Below are 15,013 nucleotides of genomic sequence, written 5' to 3'. Positions count from 1 at the left end.
GCCGAATTTACCCGTCGAGGCGAGCCGCGGCCGACGCCGGGTCGGTGCTGAGCACCCGGATGGCGAGCGAGGTCGTCGCCTCGACGCCGAGGAAGCCCACGACACGGTTGATCCGCTCGGCGTCGAGCGGCAGCAGGCCCGGTGTGCCGGACACGTCCGGCGTGAGGCCCAGGTCGAGGTCGTCGCGCCCGGACATGATGCGGACGTTGAAGTCGAAGCGCTCGCGCGCGCCCTCGGCGGTGAGCCGCCGCACGACCGTGGCACCCAGGCGGCGTGCCCCGGTCTCGGCGGCCCACGAGTCGAGGGTGGCCGAGACGACGCGGCCCTCGTTCTGGTCGACGTCGGCCCAGACCGTCGCCATCGGGCCGACCTGGGTGAGCAGCGTCGCGGCGGTCTTCTCGCCGATGCCGGTCACGCCCGGCAGGTTGTCGCTGGCGTCGCCGCGCAGGGCCGCGAACTCGAGGTAGCGGTCGGCCGCGACCCCGTACATCGCGACGAGACGCGACGGCGTGAGCAGGGGAGAGGCGCTGACCCCGCCGTTGATCAGCCGCAGCACGCGCGTGTGGTCGCTGATGTGCGCGAACGCGTCGCGGTCGGAGGTGACGATGACGCAGTCCCAGCCGTGGTCACCGGCCCACCGGGCGCCGGTGGCGCTGACGTCGTCCGCCTCGAGGCCCGGGGGAGTCAGCGTCGCCAGGCCCAGCGCGTCGAGCATCGCCCCGGCCCGGTCGAGCTGCTCGACGAGCGACGCGTCCTTCTCGGCGCGGCCCGCCTTGTACGCGGGGTAGAAGTCGGCGCGGACGGACGCGCGGCGGTCGTCGAGACCGAAGATCACCGCATCGGGCGCGAAGCCGTCGATCACCTCGAGGATCTGTCCGAGCATGCCGTGCAGGGCCCACGTCGGGCGACCGGCGCGATCGGTGATGCCGGTGTGCGCCTTGGCGTGATGGCTGCGGTGCAGCAGCGACGGGGCGTCGACCACCAGCAGCAGCCTGCGGGAGCGGTCGTCGGGTGCGGGCATGGGGATCGTGCTCATGGTACGGGGCTCAGATCGGCAGCAGCCCCGGCCGCTTCGGCTGCACGCCGTCGCCCGACGACCGCCCGGTGAAGCGGCGGTACGCCCACGGCCCGACGAACGTGCGCGCCCACTCGAGGTCGGTGCGCAGGCGGTCGCGTCGCGAGAGAGCGTCGGCGTCGGTGAGCTCGAAGCGCGGGTGCTCGTGGGGCACTCCGAGCACCTCGAGCACCTCGAGGGCTGCGCGGTGGTGGCCCAGGGGTGAGAGGTGCACGCGGTCGACGTCCCAGAGGCGGCTGTCGAGCGCCTCGCGGACGCGCCAGTTGTCGACCAGCACCGCGTCGCGGGTGTCGGCTACCTCGCGGAGCAGCTCGTTGAAGATCGCCATGCGTCCGCGCAGCGCCGCGAACGGCCCGGACGCCGGGGCGCCGTGCGTGAACAGCACCACCGTCGCGCCGATCTCGTTCGCGCGCCCCACGGCGGCGTCCATGCTGGCGACCAGGCCGTCGAGGTCGACCCGGGTGCGCAGGATGTCGTTGCCCGAGCCCTGGAACGTCAGCAGGTCGGGCGCCAGGGCGAGCGCGGGATCGAGCTGCTGCTCGATGATCTCGTGGACGCGGTGGCCGCGGATCGCGAAGTTGGCGTAGCCGAAGTCGTCGGTCCGGGCCGCCAGCGCCTCGGCGACGCGGTCGGCCCAGCCCCGCAGGCCGTTGGGCCGGGACGCGTCGGGGTCGCCGACCCCCTCGGTCCAGGAGTCGCCGATGGCCACGAAGCGCCGATATTCCGTCATGATTCAACTATCTCACTGCACCCCCCACCCCCGTCCCGCGAGTGGTGCGGTGTGGTCATGGTGAGACGGCGTGTCTGTCCATTCCGCACCACTCGGGGCCCGGTTCGCACCACTCGCGCCTTGGTCCTGTCGGCCAGACTCGATGGATGAGGCTCATCGGACTGGGACTGGCGGCGGCGCTCCTGGCGGGTTGCTCGGCCGACACCGAACGGCGGGACGACCCTGCGGAGTCGTCGACGTCCACCCCGACGAAGGTCGGCGACAGCGGACGCCCTTTCGCCGTCGAGGAGGTCGGCAACTTCGACGATCCCTGGGCGATGACCTTCCTGCCCGGCAGCGGCGACCTGCTCGTCACCGAGCGCAGCGGCACGCTGCACCTGCGTGATGCCGACAGCGGCGAGACCGTTCAGGTGTCCGGCGTCCCGGACGTCACCGTGGCCGGCCAGGGTGGTCTCGGCGACGTCGTGACCGGGCCGACGTTCGAGGACGACGGCACGGTCTACCTCAGCTGGGTGGAGGGTGGCGGGGGAGTCTCTGGTGCCGCGGTGGGACGCGCCCGCCTCGAGACGACGGCCAGCGGGGCCTCGCTCGAAGGTCTCGAGGTCATCTGGCGACAGCCGAAGGTCTCTGGCACCGGGCACTTCTCGCACCGTCTCGCGGTCGCCCCCGACGGCGAGCACCTGTTCGTCTCGTCCGGCGAGCGGCAGAAGAAGACTCCGGCGCAGGACACGTCCAGCACGCTCGGCAAGATCGTCCGGCTGACCCTCGACGGCGATCCTGCCCCCGGCAACCCGCTGGCCGACGAGAGCGGAGCTGCCCCGGAGATCTGGAGCCTGGGCCACCGCAACGTCCTCGGCCTGGAGTTCGCGGCCGACGGCACGCTCTGGGCCAGCGAGATGGGTCCTGAGGGCGGCGACGAGCTCAACCGCGTCGAGGCGGGCGGCAACTACGGCTGGCCCGAGGCGTCCAACGGCAGCGACTACGGGGGAGGCGACATCCCCGATTACGCCGAGGGCGACGGCTTCGTGGCACCGGCCGCGTCGTGGACGCCGTCGATCTCCCCGGGCAGCCTGATGATCTACACCGGCGACCTGTTCCCCGACTGGACGGGCGACGCCTTCCTGGGCGCTCTGTCGGGCGAGGGCCTCGTCCACGTCGACCTCGATGGGACGACGACCGGCGACGACCAGATCTTCGACCTCGGCGAGCGCATCCGCGCCGTCGAGCAGGGTCCCGACGGCGCCATCTGGCTGCTCGAGGACGAGGGCTCGGGGCGTCTGCTGCGTTTGACCCCTGCCTGAGCTCAGATGGAGGTGAGTGCGGGCAGCGGAGCGAGGAGCGTCGACAGAGCCGCGCACAGCCGGGTGACATCGGGTCCGGAGGCGATCACCGACCGGTCCGGGCGCACGAGCGCCGCCGTGGCGCGACCGCGTCCCAACCAGGTCGCCAGCTCGTCACCGGCAGCGGTCTCCACGACCGCGCAGTCGAGGGCGTCGAGCGTCGATTCCGCACTGGGAGCCACCGCTCGGGTCGTGATCAGGGCCCATCCGGTGCCGACGACGTCGTCGAGGCGCCGCCCGTCGATCACCGGGTTGGGACACAGGTGCCCGGCCAGGCGGTCTCCTCGCGTCGCGTCGATCCACGGCGAACCGGCCAGCGGAGGGGTGGTGCTGTCCGTGACCTGCTGCCCGACGACGGGGACGACGTCCAGCAACGGCACCACGGACCGACGGAGCACGTCTCCCATACGGCCGCCGCGGGTCATGACGACGCCCACGCGCCGCGCCAGGACGATCATGGCTCGTGCGTGGGCTGCGCGTTCGGGCTCGTACGAGTCGAGCACGTCGGCAGCGAGTCGTCCGGTGAGGAATCCCGCGATCTTCCAGGCCAGGTTGGACGCGTCGCGGAGCCCGGCGCCCATGCCCTGACCGATGAACGGTGGCGTGAGGTGCGCCGCGTCGCCCAGCAGGAAGATGCGCCCCGATCGCCACCGGTCGGCGATGGCGGCCCGAAACGTGTACTCGGCGGTGCGCTGCACCTGCAGCTCGCCCATCCCGACGTCGCCGAGCCACGGACGCAGCAGCGGTTCCAGGCGGTGGGTGTCGGTGAAGTCGGCTGCGGTCTCGTCGTCGTGCAGCTGGAACTCCCAGCGGTAACGGGTCTCGCCGATCCGCATGTAGGTGGCCGCGCGGGTGGTGTCGCACACCTGGTGCACGCCCTCCCACTGCCGCAGGTCGGCGTTGGTCGCGACGTCGACGACGAGCCAGCGCTGCTCGAAGCCGAGATCGAGCATGGACGAGCCGATGGCCGCGCGCACGGCGCTGTTGGCGCCGTCGCACCCCAGCACGAATTCCGCGTCGATCGTGTGCTCGGCCATGGTCTCGACGTCGTGGAAGCGGACGATGGTCCGTGACGGTGCGACCTGCTCGACGCCGTCGACGACGACGCCGCCGCGGAACGAGACGCTCGCCTGCTCGCGCATCCGGGCGCGCAGCAGGGCCTCGAGGTCGGGCTGGTCGAACATGTTGGCGCGAGGATGCCCGTTGGCGCCGGAGACGCCGTCCCGGGCGAACTCGCCGAGCACGCGCATCGTCCGGTCGACGAGACGCAGGCCGCCTCCGGGGCGCGAGATCGCGGAGAACTGCTCGCCGACGCCGAGCCGGTCGAGGATGCGGTGCACCTCGTCGTCGAGGTGGACGGCCCGAGGCTGCGGGTAGACGTCCTCCCAGCGGTCGAGCACGAGGCACTCGATGCCGCGGAGGCCCAGCTCGATCGCGGCCGCCGTCCCGGTGGGGCCGGCCCCGACGATGACGACCGGGACGGCGCGGACGTCCGTGCTCATGCCGCCGTCATCGCGTCCACCGCACCGACGCGCGCTGCTGGCCGAGGTCGATCGCACCATCAGCAGTGGCGATGCGCGCCTCGACCAGGTCGCCGTCCTGCAGGTACTTGGGGTTCTTGGCCTGCTTGCCGAAGAAGATCCTCCACTTCGTGGCGGCCGGCAGCAGCGAGCCGATGATCTCGATCGCCTTGGGCGGAGCGCTGAGGGCCGTGCCGATGGGGGTGCCGGTGAGCAGCAGGTCGCCGACCTCGAGGCGCTGGAAGCGGCTGAGTGCCTGTAGCGCCTCGAGCGGACCGTAGATGATGTCGTCGGCCGTCTGGTCCTGGCGCAGCTCGCCGTTGACCCAGAGCTGGAGCCGCAGGTCGGCGAAGCGGTCGAGCTCACCGGGCTCCAGGATCACGAGGGCCGGACCCACGGGCGTGAACGTGGGGTACGACTTGCCCTCGTAGAACTGCGTCTTGGGCAGCTGCACGTCGCGCGCCGAGACGTCGTTGGTGACCACGAGCGCGGCGACGAGCTCGGGCAGGTCTGCGGCAGCCACGGACGTGCCGACGGGCAGCTCGCGTCCGAGCACCACGCCGATCTCGACCTCGTAGTCGAGCAGCGTCACGTGGGCGGGCCGGACGATGTCGTCGTGCGGGCCGACGACCGAGCCGGACGCCTTGCGGAAGAACGTCAGCGGGACGGCCTCCGGGTCCATGTTGGCATCCTTCGCGTGCGAGGCGAAGTTCGTCATCTGGGCGACGACGCGGCACGGCGTCGTGACGGGGGAGACCAGTGCGAGGTCGTCGACGGGCACGGGATCCCCACCGTCGCGGGCCGCCTCGACCGCGGCGCGGTCGGCGAGCAGCTCGCGGGTCGTGGTGGCGGCGGTGTGGATGCGCACGGCTCCGTCCGCTTGCTGCAGCCACCAGGCGTCGTCGGTGCGGAGGACGGACAGGGTCATGAGCGGGCAACTTTCAGCAGGCCGAGGAGGCGGTGGAGGTCGAACTCGTTGTCGGAGCGCAGCGAGGAGGCCATGGCGAGGGCTTCACGCGCCGACTCCTTGCCCGGCGCGATGCCGAGGAAGTCGGGCGTGGCCGGTGGGCCCCACTGGTTGAGGCCCGATGCCGTCATCGGTGCCCAGCCGGGCTCGAGGGATGCGTCGAAGAGATCGCCGTCGCTGAAGTGCTCGACCAGGAATCCGTCGGGATCGCGCCAGTAGTCGAAGATCTGGCTGCCCTGGACGTGCCGGCCGATGCCCCACGAGTGCTGGTAGCCGAGCTCTTTCAGGTGCTCGCCGCCGGCGGCGAGGGCGTCGAGATCGGCGACCTGATAGGCCGAGTGGACGTAGCGGTTGCTCGGCCCCAGCGTCATCGCGAGGGTGTGGTGATCGGCAGGGGTGTCGCCGCGGTCGCACCGGATGAAGCTCATGGTGGGTCCGCGCTCGCGCTGGCCGGGGAAGAACAAGAAGTCGCTCACGATCATGCCGAGGTGCTGCAGGTACCAGTCGAGCGATGCGCGGTAGCGGTCGGTCTGCAGCACGACGTGTCCGAGCCGCTCCACCCGGGCCGGCTCGCGCGGGGGACGCTGTGCGGCGTTGGTCCGGTGCGTCGCGTCGGCACCGAAGTTGAAGGTGTGGACGGGCTGTCCGGGCAGCGCGGGGTGGTCGATGACGTCGGCGACGACCCGCACGAGCGCTCCGGCCGGCTCGCGCACGTCGACGACGACACCTCCGAGGTGCTCGGGGAGCGCGCGGACGCTCGTGCCGGTGGCCGACGAGAGTCGCAGCAGGTCGCGGGCGTCCGCGGCGCGGAACGTCGGTCCGAGGAAGCGCGAGCGCCGTCCCTTGCGGATGATGACGCACGGGGGACCGGGCAACGTGCCGCGCAGGGCCAGCTCGCCGGCGCTGCGGTAGGCCGTCGAGAAGCCGAAGGCGTGGGCGAACACCTCGGCGGCGGCGAGATCGGGCTTCTCGAACTCGAGCCAGGCGATGTCGTGCACCTTGATCACGGGGTCCGGAGCGCGTCCGACGTGCTCGCCGGGCCGTGCACCCTGCTCGCTGTGCAGGTCGCGATGACTGTCGTCCAGGACATCCGTGCCCATGTGAACACCTCTTCTATAACTGAAGATATCTTCAGTTATAGAAGAGGTGGGTGTCAAGGGTGACGAGGAGCGCGCGTCACATCGGCAACGGCGGCACGTCCGGGAGCGGTTGGTCGCACAGCGTCGAGGCCCTGTCGTGCGTCATCCCGAGGCTCAGCAGCACGTGCTTCGTCACGCCGTCAGTCGTCGTGGCGGCGTCTCGCCCGGGCTCGTCGAGCAGCAGGCGGCCGAGCTCGACCATCGCGCCGGTCACCACGACCATCGCGAGGTCGACGTCGGGAACCGAGAACTGTCCGGCGTCGTGAGCCGCAGCGATGTCGCGACGAGCGTGGGCCGCGATGCCCGACGACGAGCGCGAGATCTCCTCCGCGTGAGCCAGCAGCACCCGGCTGGTCTGCGGGTGCACGCGCTGGAGCCGACCGGTCAGGCGAAAGCTGCGGGCGAAGTTCGCAGCAGCGTCGGACGTGTCGTCGGCGAACGAGTCGAGGACGACGGCGTAGGTCTCGACGGCTTCGCGCACGGCGACCTCGAACAGCTCTTCCTTCGAGGCGAAGTGGTTGTAGAAGGTGCCGATGCCGACGTCCGCGCGCTCGGTGACCTTCTGGATCGGCGCGCCCGTCTGGCCCTCGGCGAGGAAGGCCTGCGCCGCCGACACGAGCGCCGCCCGCGTCTTGGCGCGACGCCGGTCGAACCTGTTCGTCTGGCCGGGGTCGCTCGTCATGGGCTCAGCCTACGAGCCGCGGCCGTAGAGTTCTGCCCACACCGATCGTCGGCGCGACCGAGCACCCGACGCCTGCAGGAGATCCGATGAAGCACAGGACGAAGGACGCGCCGAGCAAGCCCTATCTCGCTCTCGTCGCCGTGCTCGGGATCGTGGGACTCTTCGGCAGCGTGTTCGTCGTCCGGTGGACAGCGGGCGAGCTCACGCCCGCGTTCCTGCGGGCGGCCGGACGGCTCGAGCCGGACGCGTTCTACACCGGCCGCAGCCAGGACCCTCTCGTCGGCATCTGGGCGTACTGGGCCGTGGCCCTTGCGTACACCGCGCCGGCTCTTCTGGTCGCCTGCTTCTCGCCGCTCTGGAGTCCTCCGAACGGCCTGGTCGCGCGGTGGGCCAACTACGCCGCGCTCGGCTTCACCATCCTGTACTCGTGCGGCGTGATGTCGTTCGCCTTCGATCCGTCGCGCGCCGGCCTTCACCGCCCCCTCATCCGCCGGTACGAGGAGTTCTCCTACGAGGCGGCGGACCTGGTCATGGCTGCGACCTGGACCATGCTCGTGACCGTCGGCGTCGTCATGACCGTCGCCGCGCCGCTGGGCCGGGCGGCACGCATCGTGCTGGCGGCCCTCACCTTCGTCGGCTCGGGGTGCCTCTTCGCCGCCGCGTTCACCTGACGGCTCGGCGCGCGATCGCGTGCGTCAGGTCGTGTTCAGCCGCTCGCCTCAGGCGTCGTGGTTCGGCTCGGGTGCCGGCTCACTCCCTCCTCGACGGGTGGGGTGTCGCGCCTGGCGGCATGCGGCGGGTGGGCGCCTTCGACATCCGAGTGGGTCACGGCGAGGTACGCGACCAGCAGGGCGAAGAGCACGAGGCCGAGGCCCGCGACGACTCCGCTTCCCCAGCCCAGGCCGCCCGCATGGTGCGAGGCCCCGAGCCAGTCGGCCACCGACGCACCGAGCGGCCGGGTGAGGACGTAGGCAGCCCAGAACGTGAGCGTCGCATCGACCCCGGCGCGCCAGAGTGCGAGGGGCACGAGGATGAGGACGCCGAACAGCACGACGGACCAGGCGAACCCGATGCCCATCTCGATCGCGGTGGCGTCGCCGACCGCCGTCCCGAGACCGAAGGTCAGCAGCACGGCGCCCCAGTAGAAGCGCTCGCGTCTGGCCGTCGTGATCGAGTGCACTGACAGCGTCCCCTCGCTGCGTCGCCACCAGGCGAGCAGCCCGCACAGGAGCAGCAGGTAGATACCGGAATCGACGGCGTACGGGGTGCCGAGGACCACGTGCGGGCCGTCGGCGATCATCGTGCCGAACAGTGCCACGCTGAGGACCGTGAGCCAGTAGCGGGCCGGGTGGTACCGGTCGGCGCGCAGCTGCAGCCACAGGACGACGAAGAACCCTCCGATGCCGATGACGGCCGCCAGAGGGATGCTGACGGTGCCGAGGAAGTCGGCCCCGGCCTCTCCCATGCCGGTGGTGAGCAGCTTGACGATCCAGAACAGGAGGAAGACCTCGGGGACCTTGGACGCACGGAAGGTTCGTGTGGGCATGGCGGGGACGCTACGAACGATCACCTGACTGCCACCTGATCGCCGGTCGGTCGTGGGTGGTGTGCGCGGCGCCGACGGATCACCTCGACGGTTGCGGGGACGAGCGAGACGCTGGCCATCGCGATCGTGATGAGCTCGATGTGGGCGGCGACGAAGTCGATCCCGCCGAACAGGTACCCCGCGGCGACGACACCGACGGCCCAGAGCAGGGCGCCGACGAGGTTGTAGGCCGTGAACCGCCGGCGGGACATGCTGCCGACGCCGGCGACGACGGGTACGAACGTCCTCACCACGGGCACGAACCGGGCGGCGATCACCGCGACCTGGCCGTGCTGGGTGAAGAAGGCCTGGGCACGCTCGGCGTGCTCCTGCTTGAACAATCGTGAGTCGGGACGGGAGAAGACCGTGGGGCCGAACCGTCGTCCGATGAGGTAGCCCACCTGGTCGCCGGCCGCGGCAGCGACGAACACGCCGATCGCGACGAGCCAGATCGGGACGTGGATGACATGCGAAGCGACCAGGGCCCCCGCGAGGAACAACAGCGAGTCGCCCGGCAGGAAGAACCCGAGCAGCAGCCCCGTCTCGGCGAAGACGACAGCCATCACGAGCAGGAGCGCGACAGGTCCTAGGCTGAGCAGCAGCGGGGTGAGCAGAGCGATCATGTCCTGATGATCGAGTCAGAGACCTGACTGCCACCTGAACGTTCCTGAGGCCGATCGGACAGCTGTCCGGCGCAGACCGAGCCAGGCGCCAACACATGTGCGTGATCACGCACGTATGCTGAGGTCGTGTCGAACGATCGAGCACCGTTGCGCCATACGGCCTACCGCCGGCTGTTCGCAGCCCAGGTCGTCGCACTGCTCGGCACGGGTCTGCTCACCGTCGCGCTCAGCCTGTTGGCCTACGAGGTCGCACCTGGCTCGGCCGGTGTGGTCGTCGGGACGGCGCTGAGCATCAAGATGATCGCCTACGTGGCCATGGCCCCGGCCCTGACGGCCCTGACCGCAGGGATGCCACCGCGGGTGGTCCTGGTCGGCTCGGACGTGGTGCGCGTGTTGGTCGCGGCGACCCTGCCGTGGGTCGACCAGGTGTGGCAGGTTTACGTCCTGATCTTCATCCTCCAAGCGGCATCGGCCACGTTCAACCCGACCTATCAGGCGCTGCTGCCGACGGTTCTGCCCCGCATGGCCGACTACACGCGGGCGTTGTCGTACTCGCGGCTGGCGTACGACCTGGAGGCGGTGGCGAGCCCGCTGGTCGCTGCGGCAGCCCTGCTGGTCGTCTCGTACCACGGACTGTTCGCTGGAACGGCGGTCGGCTTCTTCCTGTCGGCCGTCCTGGTGCTGCGGTCGCGGCAGGGGCTGACGTCCGACGCCGCGGCGACGGCATCGTTCCGGCAGCGGATGACCGCCGGCGTGCGCATGTTCGCGGCGCGGCGACAGCTGCGCGCCCTGCTGGCGCTCGACCTGGCCGCCGCCGGCGGCACCGCGATGGTGCTGGTGAACACGGTGGTCGTCACCCGACAGACCTTGGGCCGCGAGGGGGACTCCGTCGCCGTGGTACTGGGTGTGTTCGGTGCCGGCTCCATGGTGGCCGCGCTCGCCCTGCCGCGCGTCCTCGCGCACCGGACCGAGCGGCAGGTGATGCTGTCAGGTGCCATCGGCACGACGGTGGCGATGGTGGGCGCGGCGTTCGTGACGTCCGGATCCAGCTCGTGGCCGGGCCTGCTGGTCGTGTGGTTCCTGCTGGGCGCCGCCGGGTCCGTCGCGCTCACCCCGGGCGGCCAGGTCATCAACCGTTGCGTCAGCGAAGCCGAGCGACCCCCTGCGTTCGCCGCCCACTTCTCGCTCTCGCACGCCTGCTACCTGCTGGCCTACCCGGTCGCCGGGTGGGTGGGCAGTCAGGCGGGGCTGCCCGTCGCCGCCGCGGTGCTGGCGGTCATCTCTGCCGCAGCGACTATCGTCGCTGCCATCACCTGGTCCGACCAGCAGGTCGCGGACGCCAGCCCAGACAGGAGCGCCAGTGAACCCAGCCGCCACGACGACTGCGAGCCTTGACCACCCGGCACGCCCTGACGGTGAGCGGCTGCGGCACGGTGCGGAGATCTTCGCGATGCTCGGCGAACCGACCCGACTCGAGCTGTTGTGGCTGATGACCCGAGGACCCCAAACGGTCACCGAGCTCGTCAACGCTGTCGGTGCCTCGCGGACGTCGGTCAGCCAGCACCTGGCCAAGCTCCGCCACGCGGGCGTGGTGGACGTGCTGCGGGAGGGCCGAACGGCTCACTACTCGCTCCGCGGAGGACACGTCGAACGCCTGGTGCGCGAGGGTCTGAACCATGCCGACCACGTCGTCAGCGGCGAGCAACCCCACCAGTAGACCGGTGACGAGCTAGACCGGTGACGAGCGGCGGAGCAAGGAGTCGATGTGGGGCAGGGCCCCGATCACCAGGGCTACCCACACGGTCGCGAGCGCCCACGACCCGGCCACGTCCGTGAACCAGTGGTAGCCGAGGTAGATGCGGCTCGCACCGATGCCGACGGCCAGGACGGTCACGACCGACCACGCCGCGAGGCGTGTCGAGCGTCTGGCGATGAGCGGGACGACGATCACCGCCACCATCGCCAGCAGCACGGTCGAGTTCAGGGTGTGGCCCGACGGGAACGAGTACGAGCGGTCCGCCGGTCCCAGCCGCAGCCCGGCGTCCGGGCGAGGGCGCCCGACGGCGAGCTTGGCACCGACGGTCAGGGCGGCCGATCCGGCCATCGCGACACCCACCGCCACGGCGCTGGGGACGCGTCGTCGTCCGAGCAGCCAGATGACGACCAGCAGCGTGGCGATCGACAGCACCGCTTCGCTGCCCAAGAAGGTCAGGAGCCGGGCGACCGTAGTGCCGGCGGACGAGCGGTCCTGCACGACGGTGTGGGCGATGCGCGGGTCCATGGTCGTGGGTCCGTCGTTCTCGGAGGCGGCGTCGGCGAGGAAGAGGAAGGCAGCGGTGCCGGCCACGACGACGCCGGGCAGCAGGAGGCGGTGGCGCACGGAGGTCCTTTCATGGGCTCTGCCCGGTCGGCGCCGGGGGACGGGCGACCGGGCAGAGCGTCCGGGGGAGGGTCAGGCGCCTGCGTGCTCGTCGAGGGCAGCGCGGTCGGCCGTGCGATCCTGGACGGTGAACCAGCCGACGACTCCGATGATGACGATCAGGAAGATCGCGCTGGTTGCGTTGGTGCCGAGGCCGAGCCCGCCGTCCTTCGGCGTCGCGGTGAGGTAGTCGCCCATGGAGGCGCCGAAGGGGCGGGTCAAGATGTACGCGGCCCAGAAGGCGACGACGGCGTCGAGCCCGAGCATCGTGTGGGCGACGAGGATCAGCGCGATGATGCCGCCGAACACGAGGGCCGACGGGACGTACCCGAACGCCAGCTTCTCGGCGATGAGGTCGCCGGCCGACGTGCCGAGGGCGAACGTGAAGAGGATCGCCAGCCAGTAGAACGCCTCGCGGCGACGCGTGACGATCGAGTGGATCGAGAGCGTGTGCTCGCTGCGGTACCAGGCGACGAACGACAGCACCAGGCACGTTCCGAAGATCGCGGTGGTGGTCCACAGGCTGACACCGAGGTTGTCGACCAGGTTGTCGGAGAACAAGGTGCCGACGACGCTGATGAGCACCACGGCGAGCCAGTACACGGCCGGGACGTACCGGCGGACGGAGAACTGCGCGATCAGGATGGCGGCGAGCAGGATGCTCATGATCGCCGTCGTGGCAGGCAGTCCCAGCCCGAGGTTCTCGGAGAGGAAGTCGGCGGCGGTCTCGCCGACCGTCGTCGACAGGATCTTGATGACCCAGAAGAGGAGGACGACCTCCGGGACCTTGTTGAGCAAGGTCTTGGTCCAGGCGCTGTCCTGGACGTGGTGGGGGGACCTGTCAGAGGTGGGCGCGGTCTCGCGCTGGGGTGCCGGTGGAGTCATGCGGACCACTGTCACGGTGCGGACCTGCACACAACCTGACTGTGTTCAGGGGCGCGGGAGCGTGATGGTGAATGTCGTGGGCGACCGGCCGGACGTGAGGGTCGCGTCGCCGCCCAAGGTCCTGGCGACCCGGCGCGACAGCGAGAGGCCCAGGCCCGCGCCCAGGCTCGTCGAGCTGCGACGACCCGCATCGAAGATGGCCTCGGTGTCCGCGTCCTGCAGCCCCGGACCGTCGTCCGAGACGGCGATCTCGACCGTCCTGTCGTCGGCAGTGGTCGTGATCGTGACGACGGACGTGGCATGGCTGAGGGCGTTGTCGACGAGGGGTGCCAGCGCTCGCGCCGCCAACGTCAGCGGAGCGGCGACGTCGACGTCCTCGGTCACGTGCACGCGGCACCTGGCCAGGTCGTCGGCGGTGTGGTCGGCCAGGACGGACGCGATGATGGCTTCGGGCCGGCTGGACGTCCCGCGCTCGGCATCGCCTCGTGCGACGGCCAGCAGGGTGGTGATGGTGGAGTTCATCCGTTCGACGAGGTCCACCACTTCGGTCAGACGGCGCTTCGCCGATTCGTCATCCGTCGTGATGAGCCCGAGCTCGGCCTCGCCCCTGATGGCGGTCAGCGGTGTCCGCAGCTCGTGGGCGAGCTCGGCCGTCAAGCGCTGCTCGTTGCGCAGCGCGCCCGTGACGCGGTCCAGCAGGTGGTTGAGGGTGTGGCCCAGGGCCCCGATCTCGTCGCTGCCTCGTGCGTCGGCGGTGAAGCGCGACTCGAGGTCGTGCTCGCTCCACTCCTCGGCGCGGGCCGCCATCGACTCCACGGGGGCGAGGGCGCGGCGCACGGTCCACGCGGCGATCGCCGTCGAGCCGGCGGTGACGACCAGCCCCAGCACCCCGAACAGGGCAACGACCTGGGTGCGGGTCGACTCGTAGGGTTCCAGGGACTCGCTGACCACGACCACTGCGTTGGGCGCTCCGGAGCCGCTGGCCGCGATCGGTTCTGCGAGGTAGACGCGCTCGCGGCGTTCGGTGTTCGTCCTCCGGGTGACTCTGGAGAGCGACTCGGCCGCTGCCTGCACCCGTCGTCCGGCGTCCGGGCCCTGCAGCTGCTTGCCGTTGGTATCGAAGATCCACGTGGATTCGTCGACGGAGTCGTCGGGGATCCGGAGGGGCCGGATCGATCCGTCCGGGCCGGTCTCGACCGCTGACGTGACCAGGGCGATGCGGTCGTCCAGGGCCGAGTCGACGCTGTTGCGGGTCAAGGCGGACAGGATCAGCACGACGGTGCCGGTGACCGCGGCCATCGCGATGGCGGTGACGATGGCCGTGGACCACACGATCCGCCGCCGGAGGCTGGGGCTGCGCGACCTCATTGCAGGACGAACCCGACACCGCGCACCGTCTCCAGGGCAAGCGGGGACTCGATGGCTGCGAGCTTGACCCGCAGGCGCCGGACGTACGAGTCGATGGTGTTCTCGTTGACCATCGCGCCGTCGGGCCAGGCCGCAGCCACTGCGGCCCGCCGGCGGACGACGACACCCGGCTGCGCGGCCAGTGATGCGAGGAAGCGGAACTCGGTCGGCGTCAGGCGTTCCTCGCGCTGGCCGTGGCGTACCGCGTAGCGCGACGGGTCGAGCTCCAGGCCTCTGCCGGTCTGCGGCAGCGGCCGACGACGACGGGCGAGTGCCTCGATGCGGACCAGGATCTCGGCGATCGCGAACGGCTTGGCGACGTAGTCGTCACCGCCGGCGTTGAAGCCGGCGACCCGGTCGTGCACGGCATCGAGGGCGGTGAGGAAGAGTACGGGCGCCTGCTGGCCGCCGGCTCGAAGTGCCTGGCAGACATCGCGACCGTCGGCGTCGGGAAGCCCGATGTCGATGATCAGCACCTCCACCTCGGACGCCGTTCCGAGGTTGGTGATCGCCTCGTGGCCGTTGCGCGCGATGACCACCTCGTGACCGTGGAGCTTGAGGGCCTCGGTGAGCACACGTCGGACGGCGGGATCGTCCTCACAGATGCCGACGCGGGTCACGGGACCCATCGTGCACCCTGC

16 protein-coding genes are annotated in these 15,013 nt (G+C 70.8%); 4 read left to right on the top strand and 12 right to left on the bottom strand.

What is annotated here, in order from left to right:
* Positions 1–7: 7 nt before the first annotated feature.
* Together DX116_RS15350 and DX116_RS15345 are read right to left on the bottom strand one after the other, a co-directional pair.
* Positions 8–1,036 carry a 5'-3' exonuclease gene (locus DX116_RS15350; RefSeq protein ID WP_233556821.1) on the bottom strand — a complete coding sequence of 343 codons (1,029 nt, stop codon included), beginning with the start codon at positions 1,034–1,036 and terminating at the stop codon, positions 8–10.
* Positions 1,037–1,046: 10 nt separating this feature from the next.
* A complete protein-coding gene (locus tag DX116_RS15345; RefSeq protein WP_119705091.1) occupies positions 1,047–1,805 on the bottom strand; it encodes an SGNH/GDSL hydrolase family protein in 759 nt (252 codons plus the stop codon).
* A 146-nt stretch (positions 1,806–1,951) separates the two neighbouring features.
* On the opposite strand from DX116_RS15345, the gene DX116_RS15340 reads away from it, so the two are divergent.
* A complete protein-coding gene (locus tag DX116_RS15340) occupies positions 1,952–3,106 on the top strand; it encodes a PQQ-dependent sugar dehydrogenase (RefSeq protein WP_119705090.1) in 1,155 nt (384 codons plus the stop codon).
* Between the two features lie 2 nt (positions 3,107–3,108).
* Here DX116_RS15340 and mhpA read toward each other — a convergent pair whose 3' ends face one another.
* The 4 genes from mhpA to DX116_RS15320 all read right to left on the bottom strand — a co-directional run bounded on the left by mhpA (position 3,109) and on the right by DX116_RS15320 (position 7,453).
* Entirely contained in the window at positions 3,109–4,647 is a 1,539-nt protein-coding gene (gene mhpA, locus DX116_RS15335; protein WP_119705673.1) for a bifunctional 3-(3-hydroxy-phenyl)propionate/3-hydroxycinnamic acid hydroxylase MhpA, read from the bottom strand.
* A gap of 7 nt (positions 4,648–4,654) precedes the next feature.
* Positions 4,655–5,593 (bottom strand): fumarylacetoacetate hydrolase family protein, encoded by a 939-nt coding sequence (locus tag DX116_RS15330; RefSeq protein WP_119705089.1) that lies wholly within the window; start codon positions 5,591–5,593, stop codon positions 4,655–4,657.
* On the bottom strand, positions 5,590–6,732 hold the full coding sequence (locus DX116_RS15325) for a VOC family protein (RefSeq protein ID WP_119705088.1): 1,143 nt from the start codon (positions 6,730–6,732) through the stop codon (positions 5,590–5,592). Before DX116_RS15325 ends, DX116_RS15330 begins: the two co-directional genes overlap by 4 nt.
* Before the next feature lie 76 nt (positions 6,733–6,808).
* Positions 6,809–7,453, bottom strand: coding sequence for a TetR/AcrR family transcriptional regulator (locus DX116_RS15320; protein WP_119705087.1), 645 nt, complete (start codon positions 7,451–7,453; stop codon positions 6,809–6,811).
* An 86-nt stretch (positions 7,454–7,539) separates the two neighbouring features.
* On the opposite strand from DX116_RS15320, the gene DX116_RS15315 reads away from it, so the two are divergent.
* Complete coding sequence (locus DX116_RS15315) at positions 7,540–8,124, top strand: hypothetical protein (protein ID WP_119705086.1); 585 nt, start codon at positions 7,540–7,542, stop codon at positions 8,122–8,124.
* A gap of 35 nt (positions 8,125–8,159) precedes the next feature.
* On the opposite strand, the gene DX116_RS15310 is transcribed toward DX116_RS15315, so the two are convergent.
* The gene (locus tag DX116_RS15310; protein WP_119705085.1) at positions 8,160–8,999 is read right to left on the bottom strand and encodes a COG4705 family protein; all 840 of its coding nucleotides are present in this window, start codon (positions 8,997–8,999) and stop codon (positions 8,160–8,162) included.
* 20 nt (positions 9,000–9,019) lie between these two features.
* Positions 9,020–9,661, bottom strand: coding sequence for a VTT domain-containing protein (locus DX116_RS15305; RefSeq protein ID WP_119705084.1), 642 nt, complete (start codon positions 9,659–9,661; stop codon positions 9,020–9,022).
* 126 nt (positions 9,662–9,787) lie between these two features.
* Between DX116_RS15305 and DX116_RS15300 the strand changes: the two genes are divergently transcribed.
* Together DX116_RS15300 and DX116_RS15295 are read left to right on the top strand one after the other, a co-directional pair.
* Positions 9,788–11,056, top strand: a complete 1,269-nt coding sequence (locus tag DX116_RS15300; RefSeq protein WP_233556820.1) for an MFS transporter — start codon at positions 9,788–9,790, stop codon at positions 11,054–11,056.
* Complete coding sequence (locus tag DX116_RS15295) at positions 11,022–11,378, top strand: ArsR/SmtB family transcription factor (protein WP_233556818.1); 357 nt, start codon at positions 11,022–11,024, stop codon at positions 11,376–11,378. The genes DX116_RS15300 and DX116_RS15295 overlap by 35 nt, the downstream gene beginning before the upstream one ends.
* A 12-nt stretch (positions 11,379–11,390) precedes the next feature.
* Here the strand turns inward: DX116_RS15295 and DX116_RS15290 are convergent, their stop codons facing one another.
* The 4 genes from DX116_RS15290 to DX116_RS15275 all read right to left on the bottom strand — a co-directional run bounded on the left by DX116_RS15290 (position 11,391) and on the right by DX116_RS15275 (position 15,001).
* Positions 11,391–12,041, bottom strand: a complete 651-nt coding sequence (locus DX116_RS15290) for a phosphatase PAP2 family protein (RefSeq protein WP_119705082.1) — start codon at positions 12,039–12,041, stop codon at positions 11,391–11,393.
* Between the two features lie 72 nt (positions 12,042–12,113).
* On the bottom strand, positions 12,114–12,965 hold the full coding sequence (locus DX116_RS15285) for a COG4705 family protein (protein ID WP_119705081.1): 852 nt from the start codon (positions 12,963–12,965) through the stop codon (positions 12,114–12,116).
* A 45-nt stretch (positions 12,966–13,010) separates the two neighbouring features.
* A complete protein-coding gene (locus DX116_RS15280; RefSeq protein ID WP_199716095.1) occupies positions 13,011–14,297 on the bottom strand; it encodes a sensor histidine kinase in 1,287 nt (428 codons plus the stop codon).
* A 32-nt stretch (positions 14,298–14,329) separates the two neighbouring features.
* Positions 14,330–15,001, bottom strand: a complete 672-nt coding sequence (locus DX116_RS15275; protein WP_233556816.1) for a response regulator transcription factor — start codon at positions 14,999–15,001, stop codon at positions 14,330–14,332.
* Between the last annotated feature and the right edge of the window lie 12 nt (positions 15,002–15,013).

The organism is Aeromicrobium endophyticum (genome assembly GCF_003586285.1).
Lineage (GTDB): Bacteria > Actinomycetota > Actinomycetes > Propionibacteriales > Nocardioidaceae > Aeromicrobium > Aeromicrobium endophyticum.
This window is presented reverse-complemented; position numbering and strand designations above follow the sequence as displayed.

What these genes read in the sequence shown, in the direction of transcription:
- DX116_RS15350 (WP_233556821.1), bottom strand. Translation starts at nt 1,036, where the DNA reads ATGAGCACGATCCCCATGCCCGCACCCGACGACCGCTCCCGCAGGCTG.
- DX116_RS15345 (WP_119705091.1), bottom strand. Translation starts at nt 1,805, where the DNA reads ATGACGGAATATCGGCGCTTCGTGGCCATCGGCGACTCCTGGACCGAG.
- DX116_RS15340 (WP_119705090.1), top strand. Translation starts at nt 1,952, where the DNA reads ATGAGGCTCATCGGACTGGGACTGGCGGCGGCGCTCCTGGCGGGTTGC.
- mhpA (WP_119705673.1), bottom strand. Translation starts at nt 4,647, where the DNA reads ATGAGCACGGACGTCCGCGCCGTCCCGGTCGTCATCGTCGGGGCCGGC.
- DX116_RS15330 (WP_119705089.1), bottom strand. Translation starts at nt 5,593, where the DNA reads ATGACCCTGTCCGTCCTCCGCACCGACGACGCCTGGTGGCTGCAGCAA.
- DX116_RS15325 (WP_119705088.1), bottom strand. Translation starts at nt 6,732, where the DNA reads ATGGGCACGGATGTCCTGGACGACAGTCATCGCGACCTGCACAGCGAG.
- DX116_RS15320 (WP_119705087.1), bottom strand. Translation starts at nt 7,453, where the DNA reads ATGACGAGCGACCCCGGCCAGACGAACAGGTTCGACCGGCGTCGCGCC.
- DX116_RS15315 (WP_119705086.1), top strand. Translation starts at nt 7,540, where the DNA reads ATGAAGCACAGGACGAAGGACGCGCCGAGCAAGCCCTATCTCGCTCTC.
- DX116_RS15310 (WP_119705085.1), bottom strand. Translation starts at nt 8,999, where the DNA reads ATGCCCACACGAACCTTCCGTGCGTCCAAGGTCCCCGAGGTCTTCCTC.
- DX116_RS15305 (WP_119705084.1), bottom strand. Translation starts at nt 9,661, where the DNA reads ATGATCGCTCTGCTCACCCCGCTGCTGCTCAGCCTAGGACCTGTCGCG.
- DX116_RS15285 (WP_119705081.1), bottom strand. Translation starts at nt 12,965, where the DNA reads ATGACTCCACCGGCACCCCAGCGCGAGACCGCGCCCACCTCTGACAGG.
- DX116_RS15275 (WP_233556816.1), bottom strand. Translation starts at nt 15,001, where the DNA reads ATGGGTCCCGTGACCCGCGTCGGCATCTGTGAGGACGATCCCGCCGTC.